The 16,770-nt window shown below is 71.1% G+C and carries 16 protein-coding genes; 9 read left to right on the top strand and 7 right to left on the bottom strand.

Annotated elements, in window-relative coordinates; genetic code table 11:
- Positions 1–202 precede the first annotated feature (202 nt).
- Positions 203–1,660 carry an IS607 family element RNA-guided endonuclease TnpB gene (gene tnpB / locus ACIOKD_RS17385; RefSeq protein ID WP_402084230.1) on the bottom strand — a complete coding sequence of 486 codons (1,458 nt, stop codon included), beginning with the start codon at positions 1,658–1,660 and terminating at the stop codon, positions 203–205.
- Positions 1,657–2,232: an IS607 family transposase gene (locus ACIOKD_RS17390; protein ID WP_402084233.1), complete on the bottom strand. Its 576-nt coding sequence runs from the start codon at positions 2,230–2,232 to the stop codon at positions 1,657–1,659. Before ACIOKD_RS17390 ends, tnpB begins: the two co-directional genes overlap by 4 nt.
- 204 nt (positions 2,233–2,436) lie before the next feature.
- On the opposite strand from ACIOKD_RS17390, the gene ACIOKD_RS17395 reads away from it, so the two are divergent.
- The 3 genes from ACIOKD_RS17395 to ppk2 all read left to right on the top strand — a co-directional run bounded on the left by ACIOKD_RS17395 (position 2,437) and on the right by ppk2 (position 4,029).
- Complete coding sequence (locus tag ACIOKD_RS17395; RefSeq protein WP_402084376.1) at positions 2,437–2,643, top strand: hypothetical protein; 207 nt, start codon at positions 2,437–2,439, stop codon at positions 2,641–2,643.
- A 196-nt stretch (positions 2,644–2,839) separates the two neighbouring features.
- Positions 2,840–3,073 (top strand): hypothetical protein, encoded by a 234-nt coding sequence (locus tag ACIOKD_RS17400; protein ID WP_402084236.1) that lies wholly within the window; start codon positions 2,840–2,842, stop codon positions 3,071–3,073.
- A 62-nt stretch (positions 3,074–3,135) separates the two neighbouring features.
- A complete protein-coding gene (gene ppk2, locus ACIOKD_RS17405; protein WP_402084239.1) occupies positions 3,136–4,029 on the top strand; it encodes a polyphosphate kinase 2 in 894 nt (297 codons plus the stop codon).
- Positions 4,030–4,492: 463 nt separating this feature from the next.
- Here ppk2 and ACIOKD_RS17410 read toward each other — a convergent pair whose 3' ends face one another.
- Together ACIOKD_RS17410 and ACIOKD_RS17415 are read right to left on the bottom strand one after the other, a co-directional pair.
- Positions 4,493–5,920 (bottom strand): ATP-binding protein, encoded by a 1,428-nt coding sequence (locus ACIOKD_RS17410; RefSeq protein ID WP_402084366.1) that lies wholly within the window; start codon positions 5,918–5,920, stop codon positions 4,493–4,495.
- A gap of 21 nt (positions 5,921–5,941) precedes the next feature.
- A complete protein-coding gene (locus ACIOKD_RS17415) occupies positions 5,942–6,676 on the bottom strand; it encodes a response regulator transcription factor (RefSeq protein WP_402084242.1) in 735 nt (244 codons plus the stop codon).
- A gap of 236 nt (positions 6,677–6,912) precedes the next feature.
- Here ACIOKD_RS17415 and ACIOKD_RS17420 point away from each other — a divergent pair, with 236 nt between their 5' ends.
- A complete protein-coding gene (locus ACIOKD_RS17420; RefSeq protein WP_402084368.1) occupies positions 6,913–8,211 on the top strand; it encodes a glycosyltransferase family 4 protein in 1,299 nt (432 codons plus the stop codon).
- Positions 8,212–8,495: 284 nt separating this feature from the next.
- Here the strand turns inward: ACIOKD_RS17420 and ACIOKD_RS17425 are convergent, their stop codons facing one another.
- On the bottom strand, positions 8,496–9,191 hold the full coding sequence (locus ACIOKD_RS17425) for a CE1759 family FMN reductase (RefSeq protein WP_402084245.1): 696 nt from the start codon (positions 9,189–9,191) through the stop codon (positions 8,496–8,498).
- The gene (locus ACIOKD_RS17430) at positions 9,188–10,294 is read right to left on the bottom strand and encodes an LLM class flavin-dependent oxidoreductase (protein ID WP_402084248.1); all 1,107 of its coding nucleotides are present in this window, start codon (positions 10,292–10,294) and stop codon (positions 9,188–9,190) included. The genes ACIOKD_RS17425 and ACIOKD_RS17430 overlap by 4 nt, the downstream gene beginning before the upstream one ends.
- 405 nt (positions 10,295–10,699) lie before the next feature.
- Between ACIOKD_RS17430 and ACIOKD_RS17435 the strand changes: the two genes are divergently transcribed.
- Both ACIOKD_RS17435 and ACIOKD_RS17440 read left to right on the top strand, forming a co-directional pair.
- Entirely contained in the window at positions 10,700–11,485 is a 786-nt protein-coding gene (locus ACIOKD_RS17435; protein WP_402084251.1) for an SDR family NAD(P)-dependent oxidoreductase, read from the top strand.
- Entirely contained in the window at positions 11,485–11,637 is a 153-nt protein-coding gene (locus ACIOKD_RS17440; protein ID WP_402084253.1) for a hypothetical protein, read from the top strand. The genes ACIOKD_RS17435 and ACIOKD_RS17440 overlap by 1 nt, the downstream gene beginning before the upstream one ends.
- 101 nt (positions 11,638–11,738) lie before the next feature.
- On the opposite strand, the gene ACIOKD_RS17445 is transcribed toward ACIOKD_RS17440, so the two are convergent.
- On the bottom strand, positions 11,739–12,932 hold the full coding sequence (locus tag ACIOKD_RS17445; protein ID WP_402084256.1) for an RtcB family protein: 1,194 nt from the start codon (positions 12,930–12,932) through the stop codon (positions 11,739–11,741).
- Between the two features lie 206 nt (positions 12,933–13,138).
- Between ACIOKD_RS17445 and ACIOKD_RS17450 the strand changes: the two genes are divergently transcribed.
- The 3 genes from ACIOKD_RS17450 to ACIOKD_RS17460 all read left to right on the top strand — a co-directional run bounded on the left by ACIOKD_RS17450 (position 13,139) and on the right by ACIOKD_RS17460 (position 16,689).
- Positions 13,139–14,044, top strand: coding sequence for a DUF3558 domain-containing protein (locus ACIOKD_RS17450; RefSeq protein WP_402084371.1), 906 nt, complete (start codon positions 13,139–13,141; stop codon positions 14,042–14,044).
- 149 nt (positions 14,045–14,193) lie between these two features.
- Entirely contained in the window at positions 14,194–15,078 is an 885-nt protein-coding gene (locus ACIOKD_RS17455) for a DUF3558 family protein (RefSeq protein ID WP_402084259.1), read from the top strand.
- A 183-nt stretch (positions 15,079–15,261) separates the two neighbouring features.
- Entirely contained in the window at positions 15,262–16,689 is a 1,428-nt protein-coding gene (locus ACIOKD_RS17460; protein WP_402084261.1) for a DUF2637 domain-containing protein, read from the top strand.
- The last annotated feature ends 81 nt before the right edge of the window (positions 16,690–16,770 follow it).

Raw genomic sequence — 16,770 nt, forward strand, 5'->3', positions numbered from 1 at the left:
ACATCGTCATCAGCCTCCGTCGGGCACGGTCCGCGCCCCGCTGTCGGGCACTGCCTGTGCCCCGCGAAAGACGCTACGGAGAAGGGGAGGCGGGCACATGGGGCGCAGAACCCGTATCGGGGGGTGTACGTAGCGACACCGTTGCCGAGGCCGTAGTCAGGTCTCAGCATTCCGGGCATTTCGGCCCGGAAGGTCCGTCTCGTCACCAGAGCGTGAGGGCTTCGGCTTGAGTACGGTCTCTCGTTTCTGTCCGCCGCTGCTGCGGCAGGGCTGCGCCACCTGCCCGCCCCGCCTCCGTCATACGACGGGGGCGGGTGGCGCGGGTCTTACGGTCGGCTCCGCGAGGCTTCGGCACCCGCTTGGGGGTGCCCCGGTCTCCGGCCACTCCGGTACCGGTCGAGCATGCGGCCGCGAGAGCGGCGAGGTTGAGCGCGGCGTTTTCGTCCCGGTCGATGATCAGGCCGCAGGCGTCGCATTCGTAGATCCGGATGTGCAGCGGCAGCTTGGCTTTCACCGCGCCGCACCCGGAGCAGGTCTTGGAGGAGGGATACCAACGGTCGGCGACTACGAGGCGGGTGGCGTGGCGCCGGCGGGTCTTGTAGCCGAGCTGGCGGCGGATCTCCCCGAATCCGGCGTCGGCGATCCGGCGGGCCAGGCGCCGGTTGCGGAGCATCCCGGCGACGTTGAGGTCCTCGGCCACGACGGTGCCGTACTCGGCGGCAACGCTCGTGGTGAGCTTGTGCAGGGCGTCTTCGCGGAGGTTCGCCACCCGGTGGTGCACGCGGTTGCGTGCGGCGTTGGCTTTCTCCCACCGCTTCGACGGCTTGCGTCCGGTGCGCCGGTCCGGGCCCTGACGGCGGGACACGGTCCGGGAGGCGCGGCGCAACTGCTTGCGCGCGGCGTCGTAGTGCCCGGGATTCGCGACGGTTCGGATCTCGCCCGTGCTGTCGGCCATCACCGCGAGGGTCTTCACGCCGAGGTCGATACCGACCGCTGTGTCCGGGCGCGCCACGCGTTCGAGGTCGCGCTTGACCTCCGCCTGGAAGGAGACGAACCAGCGTCCCCGCTCGTGGCGGACGGTCGCGGACAGGATGCGGGCCGTCCCGGCCCTGACGCGGGCCAGGAGCTTGACGGTGGGCTCGTGGGTGCGGATCGTGCCGAGCCGGGGCAGCGTCACGTGTCGGCCGCCGGGCTCGACACGGATCGTGCCGGTGGTGAACCGGCAGGCAAGGCGCGTCTTGCGCTTCGACTTGAACCGGGGCGCACCTACCCGCTTGCCCTTGCGCTGCCCGCGCTTGGACTTGCTGTAGTTGTCGAACGCGGCAGCGGCGCCTGCCAGCCCGGTGGAGTACGCCTCCTTGGAGTTCTCCTCCCACCAGGCGGCGAACCTCGCATCGGTGTGCTTGGCGGCGTTGAACGCCTTCCGCAGCGACGGCAGCGACCACGGCCGCCACTCGGTCAGCTCCGCCTCCAGAACGCCGTACGTCTCCTCGGCCCTGCGCTGCCACCACGACGCCTCGACCCAGCCGACAGCCCAGTTGTAGGCGGCACGCGCCCCGCCGCAGTGCGAACGCAGCGCGGTCTCCTGGGCGGCGTTCGGGTCCAGGGCGAACCGGAACGCCTGCATCACGAACCCGGGCTGAGGCTGGAACTTCTTCACCCGGCGTCCTCGCCGGTCGCCACAGCCACCGCGCGGGCGGCGCGGTTCTTCGCCGCCTGCCGCCCGTACAGGCGCGCGCACATCGACGTGAGCACCTCGGTGATGTCCCCCACCAGGTCGTCAGCCGTCTCGGTCGGGTCGAGAACGACCAGGCGCCGCCCGGACGCCGACAGCACGGCTTCGAGGTGCTCGACACCGAACCGGGCCAGCCGGTCACGGTGCTCGACCACGATCACCGCCGCCTGCGGGTCGGACAGTACCCGGTGCAGCTTGCGGCGCCGGCCGTTCAACCCGGAGCCGACCTCGGCGACGACCTCGGCGACAGCCAGGCCCAGCCCGTTCGCGCCGGACACGACCCGGGCGGCCTGCCGCTCAAGGCCGGCCTTCTGGTCAGCGCACGACACGCGGCAGTACGCCACCACCCGCCCGGACGGCTGGACGGCGACCTGGTCGACCAGCCACGTCCCGGACGGTGCCTGGCGCACCGGGACGGGCATCTTCCCGTCCTTCACCCACCGCCAGGCGATCTGGTAGCTCACGCCCTGCTGACGGGCCCACTCCGAAAGCTTCACGAGACCAAAACGCGAGACGTGCGACCAGAGATGACTATGAATGACTAGAAAATATGTAGCAGCTTTCACCCCCCGCCCCGGCCGGCCCCCGCTCGGCGGGCCTCCGTCAGACCCCTTCCGTTCGGCTCCGCCCTCGCCACACGCTTGCAGGCCCTTTGCCTGTACGTCGCCGTCCGTACGCCTCCGCTTGCTTCCATCGCGCCCATGGACCACATCACGTTCCTCGTGGCTGTCGTCGTCGTCACGGCCCTCGCCTTCGACTTCACCAACGGCATCCACGACACGGCGAACGCGATGGCCGTCTCCATCGGCGCGCACGACGCGCACGACGCGCACTTCGGCAAGGTCGCCGAGAAGGTGCTGATCCCGGCGGTCGCCTCACCGCTGGTGGCGCGGGCGTGGCCACGCTGATCGCGACGTACCCGACGTACCTGGCGTACCGGATCGGCGCCGGTCCCGGGCTTCGCGGCGGAGGCGTCCTGCACGGCGGTGATCCCGACCTCCGCGCACCTCGGTTTCGCGCTGTCGACCACGCAGGTGTGTTCCGCGGACATGATCTGGATCGCCGGAAACCGGGAAGAACCAGGAGAGCAGGAAGGTACGAACGATGCAGCTGGACCGGACAGGTCTCGGAGAGGTCGCCGCGGTGAGCACGGCAGTCACGGTCGCGACGGTCGTGGTCTTCGCCCTCGGTGTGCTGGGCCCGGCCCGCGCGGAGGCGGCGCGGGAGGGCGACGGCGGTACCGACGCGGTGGGGCTGGGCGTGGCCGGGCTCTGCTTCCCGGCGTGCGCGGCCGTCGTGGCGTACGGAATCCACTTGATCGTGCCGCGGTTCCACTGAACACGTTCCACTGACCCTTCGCCGTTGCGCCGACAGTCCGCACCGACACTCCTGGGAGAGACATGACCGAGCTGCTGAGCGGCATGAGCGTCGACTACACCGACCACGACGACCCGGTGCTGATCCGGCCGGACGGCACCCCGGTGGACACCTGGCGGGAGAACTACCCGTACGCGCGGCGCATGGAGCGCGCGGAGTACGACCTGCACAAGCGGCTGCAGCAGATCGAGCTGCTGAAGCTGCAGGGCTGGATCAAGGAGACGGGGCGCCGGCTCGTCGTCCTCTTCGAGGGGCGGGACGCGGCCGGCAAGGGCGGCACGATCAAACGCTTCACCGAGCATATGAACCCGCGCGGCGCCCGGGTGGTGGCCCTGGAGAAGCCGACCGAGCGCGAGCGCGGGCAGTGGTACTTCCAGCGTTATGTGGAGCATCTGCCGACCGCCGGGGAGATCGTGCTCTTCGACCGTTCCTGGTACAACCGCGCGGGCGTCGAGCGGGTCATGGGCTTCTGCTCGGACGACGAGTACCGCCGTTTCATGCGGCAGGCGCCCGGTTTCGAGCGGATGCTCGTCGACGACGGCGTGGACCTGGTGAAGTTCTGGTTCTCGGTGTCGCAGGGTGAGCAGCGCACCCGCTTCACGATCCGCCAGGTCGATCCCGTACGGCAGTGGAAGCTCAGCCCGATGGACCTCGCCTCGCTGGACCTGTGGGACGACTACACCGCCGCGAAGGTCGCCATGTTCCGCGAGACGGACACCGAGCAGGCCCCGTGGACCGTGGTGAAGAGCAACGACAAGAAGCGGGCCCGCGTCGAGGCCATGCGCAGTGTGCTGGCCCGCTTCGACTACACGGACAAGGACCACGAGGTGGTCGGGGAGCCGGACCCGAGGGTCGTGGGCGAGGCGGCGACCCTGCTGGAGGAGGGCGAGGACGACGACCTACGAGAGGGCTGGTGACGCCCGCGCCCCCGGCGGGCCGACGGTCACGCCCCCGGCGGGCCGACGGTCACGGCCCTGGTCGGCCGACGGCCACGGCCACGTCGGCCGACGGCCATGAGCCCGGCCGGCCGACAGCCACGATGGCCGATCGGCCGGGTGGCCGGGTGGCCTGGTCGGCCCGGTGGCCGGGTCGCCGGGTCGCCGGGTCGCCCCGGTGGCCGGGTGGCCGGGTCGCCCCGGTGGCCGGTCGGTCTGGTCGCCCCGGTAGCCCGGTGGCCGAGTGGCCGAGTGGCCCGGTCGCCCCGGTGGCCCGGTGGCCCGGATCGGGTGGCCTGGTGGCCAAGTGGTCGGCGGCCGGCGGCCGGCGGCCGGCGGCCGGCGGCCATGAAACCGGTCAGCCCCGTCCACCCTGCACACACCCCTGCCCACCCTGTCCCCCTGTCTCCCGTCCCTGCCATCCCGGTCTTCCCGGTCTTCCCGGTCATCCGGCGACGGTGAAGCCCGTCACCGACCCGCCGCCATCCCGGCGCCCGGCGAACGGCTCTCCCCCGTGGGCGTCCGCCACCTCTCGGACGATCGACAGGCCGAGTCCGGAACCGGGCAGGCTCCGCGCGTCCGGCGCGCGGTAGAAGCGGTCGAAGACCCGGTCGAGATCCTCCTGGGCGATGCCGGGCCCGCGGTCCAGGACCTCGACCCGGACGGTGTCACGGTCGGCGCGCGTCACGACGAGCTCGATCGGCCCGCTCCCGCCCCGGTCGAACTTCGCCGCGTTGTCCACCAGGTTGGACATCGCCCGCTGCAGCGCCGCGGGCCGCCCGTCGACCACCGTGTCCCCGGACACCCGTACCGTCACGGCCCGCCCCGTGCGCCGGCGCGCCGCCACCGCCACGTCGTCCGCGAGGTCGCCGAGGGTCACCCGCCGCGGCGGCTCGGTGTCGGACTGGCCGGCCGCCAGCGCGACCAGCTCGTTGACCAGGTCGGTCAGCTCACGGGACTCCTGGGCGAGGTCGTCGACCAGTTCCTCGCGGACGGCGGGCGGCAGTTCGTCGATCCGGCGCAGTATCGAGATGTTGGTGCGCAGCGAGGTCAGGGGCGTACGCAGCTCGTGTCCCGCGTCCTGGACGAGGCGCCGCTGGTCGTCCTCGGACTGGGCGAGACGGCCCAGCATGCGGTCGAAGGAACGGCCGAGCCGGGCCACCTCGTCGTACCCGGTGACCGGCACCTGGATGCCGAGCCGCCCGGTGCGTGCCACATCCTCGGCGGCCCCCGCGAGCCGTACCAGGCGCGAGGTGATGCGACGGGCCAGCCACCAGCCGAAGAGCCCGGCGGCGATCACCACGGCGCCCACCAGCAGCACGGTCCGCTGCTGGAGGTCGCGCAGCAGGTCCTCCGTACCGCTGAACTCCTGCGCCACCTGTACGGCGCCCCGCCCGCCACCGAGCGAGACGGTCGCGACGCGGTACACGTCATCGCCGACGTCGACGTCCCGGTGCTCCACCAGCCGCCCGGCGGACCGCGCAGACGCGATCGGGCGGTCGGCGGCGTCCACGGGCAGCGGCGTCCGGCCCCGGTCGACGACCGACCCGTCCGGCCCCAGGACCTGTACGACCGTGCCGCCGGGCCGGACGAGCTCGCCGCGCGGACCGCCGCCCGCGCCGGCCGTGGCGAAGTCCGCGGGCCCCAGCGGGTTGCGGCGCACCTCGTCGAGCAGGTCCTGTACGACGCCCTCGAACACGGTCTGCTGGTCCACGCGCACGAGCCGGGCGGCGGCGTCGTACGACAGGAACCCGACGAGGACGGTGACGGCCGCGGCGACGGCCGCGAACGACACCGTGAAGGTGGTCCGCAGCGACGACAGCCTGGCCCGCGCCACCCACCGCCCGAGCCGGCCCGGCCGACCGGTCCGCACGCCCGTGGGTCGCGGCCGCACTCAGTCCTCCCTCAGCACGTACCCCACGCCCCGCACGGTGTGGATCGGCGAGGGCGCGGCGGGTGCACCGGGGACACCGGCCGCCCCCGGCTCGTCGAGCTTGCGCCGCAAATAGCCGACGTACACGGCGAGGTTCTTGGATCCCGGCCCGAAGTCGTAGCCCCAGATGCGGTCGTAGATGGTGGTGTGGTCCAGCACGATGCCGGCGTTGCGGACGAGCAGCTCCAGCAGGTCGAACTCGGTGCGCGTCAGCTCGATCTCCCGCGCGCCCCGCCAGACCCGCCGGGCCTGCGGATCGAGGCGCAGTCCCGCGGCGGCGATCTGGCCATCGGGCGTGCGCTGCGGTTCGCTGGGTACGTCGTCGGGGGCGCCCGTACGCCGGAGCAGGGCCCGGAGCCGGGCGAAGACCTCTTCGACGTCGAAGGGCTTGACCACGTAGTCGTCGGCGCCGGCGTCCAGGCCCGCGATGCGGTCCGCGGTCTCGACGAGCGCGGTGAGCATCAGGATGGGGGTGCGGTTGCCCTCGGCACGCAGGACGCGACAGACCTGGAGGCCGTCGATGCCGGGCATCATCACATCGAGAACGAGCACGTCAGGAGGGGTGCGGTGGGCCTGCGCAAGCGCCTGGACACCGTCGGCGACGGCGGTGACCTCGTATCCCTCCAGGCTCAGGGCCCGTTCCAGGGCGTGGCGGATCGCGCGGTCGTCCTCGGCGAGCAGCAGATTGTGGGGCACGGGACCAGTCTGCCAAGCCCTTCTGTACGTACTACCTGATGAAGGGGGTTACGGCCGGGCCTCTTACCCGGCTCTCACCCCGCCGGGACCGGTGGCTTACCTCGCCCAGCCACTGTGTCCCCAGTGCCGGGGGCGAGCGCCGCGACGGGGAGGGCCACGCACCGATGAAGCGCACTGGGCGCACGGAGCGTACGGAACGCACGGAGCGTACGGCAGGCGAGCAGGCCGCGAAGCGAATGAGCCGTAGGGGGCGCGGCCGTACGGGCCGCACGAAGGTCGTGTTCCTGCTGCACAACGCGTACGCCATCGGGGGGACCGTCCGTACGACGCTCAACCTCGCGGCGGCGCTGGCCGACCGCCACGACGTGGAGATCGTGTCGATGCGGCGGCACCGGGACGAGCCGCGGTTCACCATCGACCCGCGGATCACGGTCGTACCGCTGGTCGACGAACGGGACGGCAGCGCGGACCTCACCGACCCGGAGTACGCCCTCGCGGCCACGGACTTCCCGAACTCCGACAAACGGTACGAGCAGTACACGCGCCTCACCGACCGGCGGGCCGCCGCCCACCTGACCGGCTGCGACGCCGACGTGATCATCGGCACCCGGCCCGGTATCAACGTCTACGTCGCCCTCTTCGCGCCGCGCCGGGCCCTGCGCATAGCCCAGGAACACCTGCGGCACGACTCGCACTCCAAGCGGCTGCGGGGCGTGCTGGCGCGGCACTACCGCCGGCTGGACGCGGTCGTGACGACGACGGAGGCGGACGCGGAGGTGTACCGGCAGCGGATGCCCCTGCCGGGCGTACGGGTCGCGGCGGTGCCGAACATCGTGCCGGCGCCCGGGGGCATCACCCGCGACGCGACGACGAAGGTGGTGGCCGCGGCGGGCCGGCTGGTCCCCGGCAAACGCTTCGACCTGCTGATAGAGGCCTTCTCGGCGGTCGCCTCGAAGGAGCCGGACTGGCGGCTGCGGATCTACGGCGGCGGCGCGCGGCGCGACCACCTCCAGGACCTGGTCGACGGTCTCGGGCTCTCGGGGCACGTCCGCCTCATGGGCCCGCGCACACCCATCGAGGCGGAGTTCGCGAAGTCGGCGCTGGTGGTCTCGGCCTCGGACGCGGAGTCGTTCGGGATGACGCTGGTCGAGGCGATGCGCTGCGGGGTGCCGGTGATCAGCACGGACTGTCCGCTGGGGCCGGCGGAGATCATCACCGAGGGCGTCGACGGGCGGCTGGTCCCCGTCGGGGACGCCCGCGCGCTGGCCGAGGCGATGCTCGACCTGATCACGGACGAGCCGCTGCGCCGGGCGATGGGCGAGGCGGCGCTGGCGAGCTCGCACCGCTACGACGCCGAGCCGATCGTGGCCCGCTACGAGGATCTGTTGGCGGAGCTGATGTCGACTCGGGGGCGGCGGGCGTGGGCCCGGGGCTGTTCCCGCGCGGCCGTCTGGACCCGCCGCCAGACCCGCAGAGTGCGCCGCGCGCTACCGGGCCGCCCCCACCTCCCCGACCCACGAACGACGGGACCCTGAGGCACAGGCAGGGCCGGGCGGGGCCGGCCGGCGATTCGGCTGCGGCCCGACGGGAGCTTGTCGCGCAGTTCCCCGCGCCCCCAGGGGGATGGGGCGGGGGCCCGAAACTCGACTGCGGCCCAGTGAGGGTGTCCCTGAGGGGCGCAGCCCCTTCAAGGGGCGCGGGGAACTGCGCGGCCAACCCCCACCGCCCGCACCCGAACACCCAGGGCCACACCGGCACACCCCCTCTCAAGGGCGCGGGGAACTGCGCAACAAACCCCCACCGCCCGCACCCGAACCCCCTACGGGACCCGCAACGCGGCAAGTCGCTCCGCGAAGGGCACCACGTCGAACCCACCGACCTGGACGCCCCCGACCCGCTCCCCCACCGGCGCCGCAGAGGGCGCGGCAGACGGCGCGGCAGACGGCGCGGGCACAACCGGCCCACCGCTCCCCATCAGCGCAACCAACTCCCCCGCGGCCCGCCCGATCCGCTCGGCCAACCCCTCCGCCCCCCAGTCCTCCGAAGCCGCGTAAACCCCGGTAGGCACAACCACCGCCCGCAGATACGCGAACAACGGCCGCATCGCATGCTCCAGCACCAGCGAGTGCCGAGCCGACCCCCCGGTCGCGGCCACCAGCACCGGCTTCCCCGCCAGCGCGTCACGGTCCAGCACGTCGAAGAACGACTTGAACAGCCCGCTGTACGAGGCGGAGAAGACCGGCGTCACAACGATCAGCCCGTCCGCCGCCGCCACCGCGGACAACGCCGCACCGAGCGCCGGCCCCGGAAACCCGGTGGTGAGGTTGTGCGCGATCTCGACCGCGAGATCACGCAGCTCGACCACCTCGACCTCGACCTTGCCCTCACCCTTGCCCTCACCCTCGGCCGGAGCCGCCGCGGACGCCCGCCCCACGACCGCCGCGGCAAGCCGGTCCCCCAGCAACCGCGTGGACGACGGAACACTCAGCCCCGCCGAGACGACGACCAGCTTCATGACGCGGTCACCTCCTGGCCCGCCTCGGCCGCCGCGGCGGCAGCGACCCGCGCCGCATGCGTAGGCGCATCCGGCACCCCGGCCGGCCGCCCCTTGGCGAACTCCTCCCGCAGCACGGGCACGACCTCCTCGCCCAGCATGTCGATCTGCTCCAGCACGGTCTTCAACGGCAGCCCGGCATGGTCCACGAGGAACAACTGCCGCTGGTAGTCACCGGCGTAGTCCCGGAAGGCCAGCGTCTTCTCGATCACCTGCTCCGGCGAGCCGACCGTCAACGGTGTCTGCTCGGTGAACTCCTCCAGCGACGGCCCGTGCCCGTACACCGGCGCGTTGTCGAAGTACGGCCGGAACTCCCGCACCGCGTCCTGCGAGTTGCGCCGCATGAAGATCTGCCCGCCGAGCCCGACGATCGCCTGCTCGGGCGTGCCGTGCCCGTAGTGCGCGTACCTCGACCGGTACAGCTCGACCATCTGCTTGGTGTGGTCGGCCGGCCAGAAGATGTTGTTGTGGAAGAACCCGTCCCCGTAGTACGCGGCCTGCTCGGCGATCTCCGGCGAGCGGATCGAGCCGTGCCAGACGAACGGCGGCACGCCGTCCAACGGCCGCGGCGTCGAGGTGAACGACTGCAGCGGCGTACGGAACTTGCCCTCCCAGGTCACCGTCTCCTCGCGCCACAGCCGGTACAGCAGGGCGTAGTTCTCGACGGCGAGGTTGATGCCCTGGCGGATGTCCTTGCCGAACCAGGGGTAGACCGGGCCGGTGTTCCCGCGCCCCATCATCAGGTCCACGCGCCCGTCCGCGAGGTGCTGGAGCATCGCGAAGTCCTCGGCGATCTTCACCGGGTCGTTGGTGGTGATGAGGGTGGTGGAGGTGGAGAGGATGAGGTTCTCGGTGCGGGCGGCGACCCAGCCGAGCATGGTGGTCGGCGACGACGGCACGAACGGCGGGTTGTGGTGCTCACCGGTCGCGAAGACGTCGAGCCCGACCTCCTCGGCCTTCTGCGCGATGGCGACCATGGCCTTGATCCGCTCATGCTCGGACGGGGTCCGGCCCGTGGTGGGGTCCGGCGTGACATCGCCGACGGTGAAGATCCCGAACTGCATGGCTACCTCATCCTTCAGGTTGTTGACGATTCAACTATACCCATGAACGAACCCCGCACCCGGACTATTCCCCACCCCCACCCCCCACCCCCTGAGGAACGCGAGGAACGGCGCAAGCTCCCAAGGGGCGTGGGGAACGGCGCATTCTGTTCAGGGGCACGGGGAACGGCGCAATCTTTCAAGAAGCGCGAGTAACACCGCGACCTGTGCCACCCCGGCCGCCCGGCAGGCGCCGCCCATCAGGTGAGACGCCCGCCGCACCGCGCGTCGCCGACGGCCGCGCCCCCGCCCGTACGCCCTCCCCGCCTCCCCGCCCGCCTATCCTGGCCGGGAGAGCAATCGACCGTACGAGCGAGCGGCGGCCGCAGTTCGCCCCGCCCGCCCCCCTCCGCCGAGGAGCACCCCATGACCGCCGCCGCATCCACCGCGCCCGCCGCCGCGTCCCGTATCGCCGTCGTCACCGGCGCGAGCAGCGGAATCGGTGCCGCGACGGCCCGGCAGCTGGCGGCCGCGGGCTACCGGGTGGTCCTCACGGCCCGCCGCAAGGACCGTATCGAGGCGCTCGCGGAGGAGATCGGCGCGGCGGGCGGCGAGGCGATGGCGTACGCGCTGGACGTCACCGACCGTGCGGCGGTCGACGAGTTCGCGACGGCCTTCAAGAAGATCGGCGTCCTGATCAACAACGCGGGCGGCGCGCTCGGCGCCGACCCGGTCGCGTCCGGCGACCCCGCGGAGTGGCGCCAGATGTACGAGACGAACGTCATCGGGACCCTCAACGTCACCCAGGCCCTCCTCCCGGCGCTGACCGCGTCCGGCGACGGCACGGTGGTCGTCGTCTCCTCGACCGCGGGCCACGGCACCTACGAGGGCGGCGGCGGCTATGTGGCCGCCAAGCACGCCGAGCACGTCCTCGCCGAGACCCTCCGTCTGGAGATCGTCGGCACACCGGTCCGGGTCATCGAGATCGCCCCCGGCATGGTGCGGACCGACGAGTTCGCCCTGACCCGCTTCGGCGGGGACACCGAGAAGGCGGCGAAGGTCTACGCCGGGGTGGCCGAGCCCCTCACCGCCGAGGACGTCGCCGAGACGATCACCTGGACGGTCACGCGCCCCTCGCACGTCAACATCGACCTGCTGGTCGTACGCCCCCGGGCCCAGGCCTCCAACACGAAGGTCCACAGGGAGCTGTAGTGCCGGACACCGAGCCCCCCACCCAGGAGCAACGCCGCCTGGCCCAGGAGAAGAAGGACGAACGCTATGTCTGGTGGTACCTCGCGTACTTCCTCTTCGGCATCCACATAGTGGCGTTCGTCATGATCTACGCGGTCATGCACGCGGAGTAGCAGCGAAACCCGACGCCCCACGGCACGGCACGGCGAAATCCATGCCGCATGAAATCACACGGCATGGATACACGCGGCATGAATTCCACGGCAAGGAATCGTCAACCCTTCACGCACACGACCTGCTTCAGCTTCGCCACCACCTCGACCAGATCCCGCTGCTGGTCGATGACCTGCTCGATCGGCTTGTACGCGGCCGGGATCTCGTCCACGACACCGGAGTCCTTACGGCACTCCACGCCCCGCGTCTGCTCCTCCAGGTCCTTGGTCGTGAAGCGACGCTTGGCAGCGTTACGGCTCATCCGCCGACCCGCGCCGTGCGAGGCGGAGTTGAACGCCTTCTCGTTGCCGAGACCCTTCACGATGTACGAACCGGCGCCCATGGAACCCGGGATGATGCCGTACTCGCCGGAGCCCGCACGGATGGCACCCTTGCGGGTGACCAGCAGGTCCATGCCCTCGTACCGCTCCTCGCTCACGTAGTTGTGATGGCACGAGATCTCCGGCTCGAAGGTCACCTTCGCCTTCTTGAACTCCCGGCGGACGACGTCCTTCGAGATCGCCATCATGATCGCGCGATTGCGCTTCGCGTACTCCTGCGCCCAGAAGAGATCGTGCCGGTACGCCGCCATCTGCGGTGTGTCCGCGATGAATACGGCGAGGTCGCGGTCGATCAGCCCCTGGTTGTGCGAGAGCTTCTGCGCGATACCGATGTGATGCTCCGCGAGTTCCTTGCCGATGTTCCGGGAACCGGAATGCAGCATGATCCAGACCGAGTTGTCCGAGTCGAGGCAGAACTCCCAGAAGTGGTTTCCGCCGCCCAGGGTGCCCATCTGCCTGGTGGCCCGCCCCTGCCGGAACTTCACCGCTTCCGCGACCCCGTCGAACCGCCCCCAGAAGTCGTCCCACCCTGCGGTGGCAAGCCCGTGGAAGCCGCCGGGGTCGACCGGGCTGTCATGCATTCCCCGCCCGACCGGAATCGCCTGCTCCACCTTCGCCCGCAGGTGGGACAGGTCGCCCGGCAGGTCGTTGGCCGTCAGGGACGTCTTGACCGCGGACATACCGCAGCCGATGTCCACCCCGACCGCCGCCGGACACACCGCACCCCGCATCGCGATGACCGACCCGACCGTCGCACCCTTTCCGTAGTGCACGTCCGGCATGACGGCCAGACCCTTGATCCAGGGGAGCGTGGAGACGTTGCGGAGCTGCTGCATCGCCCCTTCCTCCACCGACGCCGGGTCCGCCCACATACGGATCGGAACCTTCGCCCCCGGCATCTCCACGTACGACATATCGTCCTCATTCCCCCGGAAAACCAACAGAAGTCTTAAATCGCAAAACCGGCGCCAAGGCCAACGTTTGGGACAACGGACCGGCGTCCACGGCAGTGCGTGCGATACACATTGTCTCCAGGGCCCACCCCCGTGCGGCAACCGAATAACCACAGGACACCCTGGTCGTGAGCACAGTCGATCGACCCGTCGAGAGGAGCCCCACCGTGCAGCGGAAGGCGTACGTACCCGGCGTCGCCGCGCTCCTCGCGGCGCTGCTGGCCGGTTGCACCGGCGGATCGCCGGACAGCGGCGGCCAGGACGACCCGAAGCCGGGCGGCACGACGTCGACGGCCACCGCGGCGCAGCCGGGCAAGTACCGCACGCTCCCGGAGCCCTGCGGCGCGGTGTCGCAGAGCACTCTGGACTCGCTGCTGCCGGGCATCGAGCAGCTGACGGACGAGGAGCAGCGCGAGGAGGCCTACGAGGGCACGGCGACGGTCACGTACGACACGGACCGGAAGGTCGGCTGCCGCTGGAAGGCGGAGTCGGCGACCGCGACGGACCATCTGCTGGTGGATTTCGAGCGGGTGGTCTCGTACGACAACGCGGTGAGCGACGACGACCGCGCGGCGGAGCTCTACGTGAAGAAGGAGGTGGCGGCGGACCTTCCGGCACCGGCCGCGTCGCCCTCCGCTTCATCGAAGGCACCTGACGCGTCCGAGTCGCCCGAGTCCGGATCCGGGTCGGCCCCCGGTGCCGGCGCGTCCGGCACGTCCAGTGCGTCGGACGACGCCTCCGGTGACAGCGACGGCGACAGCGACAGCGGTTCCTCCGCGAGCGCGAGCGCCGACCCTTCCACGGACCCCTCCGCCAGTGGCGTCCCCGGCTCCACGCCGAGCGCCCTCCAGCCCCGCACGCTCGAAGATCTGGGCAACACGGCGTTCCTCGACGACGCGCTGAACGACTCCAAGCAGCGGACGGTGACTGTGGTGTTCCGCACGTCCAACGTGGTCGTGACGATCCAGTACGACGAGCAGCCGGCGACCACGACGGACATCCCGAGCAGCGAGGACATGCAGGACAGGGCGCGGAAACTGGCGGGTCAGCTCGCCGAGTCGTTCAGCGACTAGGGACGTTCGGCGGGGGTTTCGGCCTCGGCGGAAGCTGAGCCGCACATGTCCCGTTCGGGCTACCGTGGCTCCTCGGACCCGACCGAGTGCGGTCCGGCGCAGAACGCGGCCGTCCGCACGTACACCCGAGCGTCTTGAGTGAAGGAACCATGCACCGATCCGTACAGCGACACCGTCAGCGACTCACCCGCATCCTGGCCGGGGCCGCCGCCGTCCCGGTGATGCTCGTCGCCTCCGGCTGCTCCTCGGACTCCGGCGACGGCTCCGGCGACGACGCGAAGAAGGAGTCCGGCTCCTCGGCGTCGTCCTCCGCCACGGAGGCGGCCGCGGTGGTGAAGGAGGCGACGTACGCGAAGCTCCCCGAGCCGTGCAAGGTGTTCGTGTCGAAGACACTGAAGGAGCTTGTCCCCCAGGGCGCCAAGTCCGGCAAGGAGGGCAAGTCCGAAGACATCGGCACACGCGGCAACTGCTCCTGGGACAGCCTGGACAACAAGGGTGTGAAGGGCTCGCAGTTCCGCTGGCTGAACGTGTCGCTGCTGCGTTTCGAGTCGGACCAGAGCCGGGGCACGGGCGAGAAGCTGGCCTCGGAGTACTACGCGAAGCACGCCGAGGACGCGCGTGCGGTGGAGGACGCGAAGAACACCAAGTCGCAGCCGGTGTCCGGCACGGGCAACGAGGCGACGCTGGTGACGTACGACCTGAAGAAGAAGGAAGGCACCTTCAGGCAGCAGACGCTCGTGACGCGCGTGGAGAACGTCGTCGTGACGGTCGACTACAACGGCGCCGGCCTCGCGGGCGACGACTCCCCGAAGGCGGCCGATCTGACGAAGTCGGCGGAGAAGGCCGCGAAGGAAGCCGTCCAGGCGGTCGTGACCGCGAACGGCGGCGGTGACGGGGCCACGGCCGGGTCGGACGCCGGCGCGAGCGCCTCCCCGAGCAAGTCCGCGAGCAAGAGTTCCGGCAAGGGTTCGGACCTCGGCGGCGGCTCCGACGACAGCGCGAGCGCCAGCAGGTCCGCCTCCAAGAAGAACTGATTCAGGGCCCGAGCCGGCACCGACGCGTCCCTTTCGGCTGCCGTCCCACTCGCAGCTCTACCAGGACATTTGGTCGAGCCCGGCCCTCACGGAGGCCGGGCTCGACCCGTACCGGGCATCCGTACCCCGTACACATGTGCCACTCTGTTGCGCGCAACAGGTCGTAACGGGAGGGGAGTACGGATGGCCGCGCCTATTGAGCTCACCAAGACGCACAAGATCCTCATCGGAGTGGTCGTCTTCGGAGCGGTCGTCATCGCAGCTATCGGCTTCGCCGGTTCCTACGCGGCGGTCCGCGAACTGGCCCTGGAGAAGGGCTTCGGGAACTTCAGTTATGTGTTCCCGATCGGCATCGACGCGGGCATATGCGTCCTGCTCTCACTCGACCTGCTCCTCACCTGGATCAGGATCCCCTTCCCGCTGCTGCGCCAGACGGCCTGGCTGCTGACCGCGGCGACGATCGCGTTCAACGGCGCCGCCGCCTGGCCGGACCCGCTCGGCGTGGGCATGCACTCGGTCATCCCGATCCTGTTTGTGGTCTCCGTGGAGGCGGCCCGGCACGCCATCGGCCGGATCGCGGACATCACGGCCGACAAGCACATGGAGGGCGTACGCCTCACCCGCTGGCTGCTCTCCCCGCTCCCCACGTTCCTGCTGTGGCGCAGGATGAAGCTGTGGGAACTGCGCTCCTACGAGCAGGTCATCAAGCTGGAGCAGGAACGTCTCGTCTACCAGGCGCGGCTGCGCTCCCGCTTCGGCCGTTCCTGGCGCCGCAAGGCCCCGGTGGAGTCCCTGATGCCCCTGCGGCTCGCCCGCTACGGCGTCCCCCTGGCCGAGACCGCGCCCTCCGGCCTGGCGGCGGCGGGCATCGAGCCGGCGCTGCTGCCCCCGGCGCCGCAGCCCGCGCTGGAGCCGGCCGAGGCGTCCGCGGGCAGCCGTAACCCCGCGGCGGCGCCCGCCGTACGGGACGACGCGGCTCCCGACCGGGCGCGGCGCCCCGCTCCCGCGGGCGACGAGTTCCCCGAGCCCCCCGAGCAGCCGGACCACGCCGAGGCGCAGAACCCGTGGCTGCACGCCCGGGACCCCCAGTCCGTCGCGTACCAGGGCGGCTACGACCCGACGTACGACCCGGAGGCCGCGTACACCCAGTGGTACGCGCAACAGCAGCAGGCCGACGAGTTCGAGGAGCGGCAACGGCTCCAGGACGAGCGGCGGTTCCAGGACCGGCGGCGGTTCGAGGAGGACGCCTTCCCGCAGCAGGAGGACGCCTTCCCGCAGCGGCAGTACGCGGAGCAGGAGCAGGAGCCGCAGGCCCCGGCTCCGGTCCCGGCCCCCGAGCCCTCTCCGGAGGACACCGGTACCTTCCCGATCCCGTCGGGGCCCGGCCGTACCCGCGAGCTGGGTGCGGGCGGTGGCACGGAGCCGACCGAGGAGGACTACTACCTGGTCTTCAAGAAGTCGATAGACGGCAGCTATCCGACCTCGGGCCAGTTCCGGGGCAATGTGGAGGACACGTTCGGCACCACGCTCCCGCAGCGCGAGGCCGACCGGATGGTCAACCGCTTCACCAACCGCCACACGGCGGAGCTCCAAGAGGACCACATCGCGTAGAGCCGGGCACGTGTGACAGTACGTACTGGCTGTACGTGATACGTCTGGCTGTACGTGAGAGGGGGCGCCCGGAGATTCCCG

The sequence above is a fragment of the Streptomyces sp. NPDC087844 genome (assembly GCF_044742785.1).
Classification (GTDB): domain Bacteria; phylum Actinomycetota; class Actinomycetes; order Streptomycetales; family Streptomycetaceae; genus Streptomyces.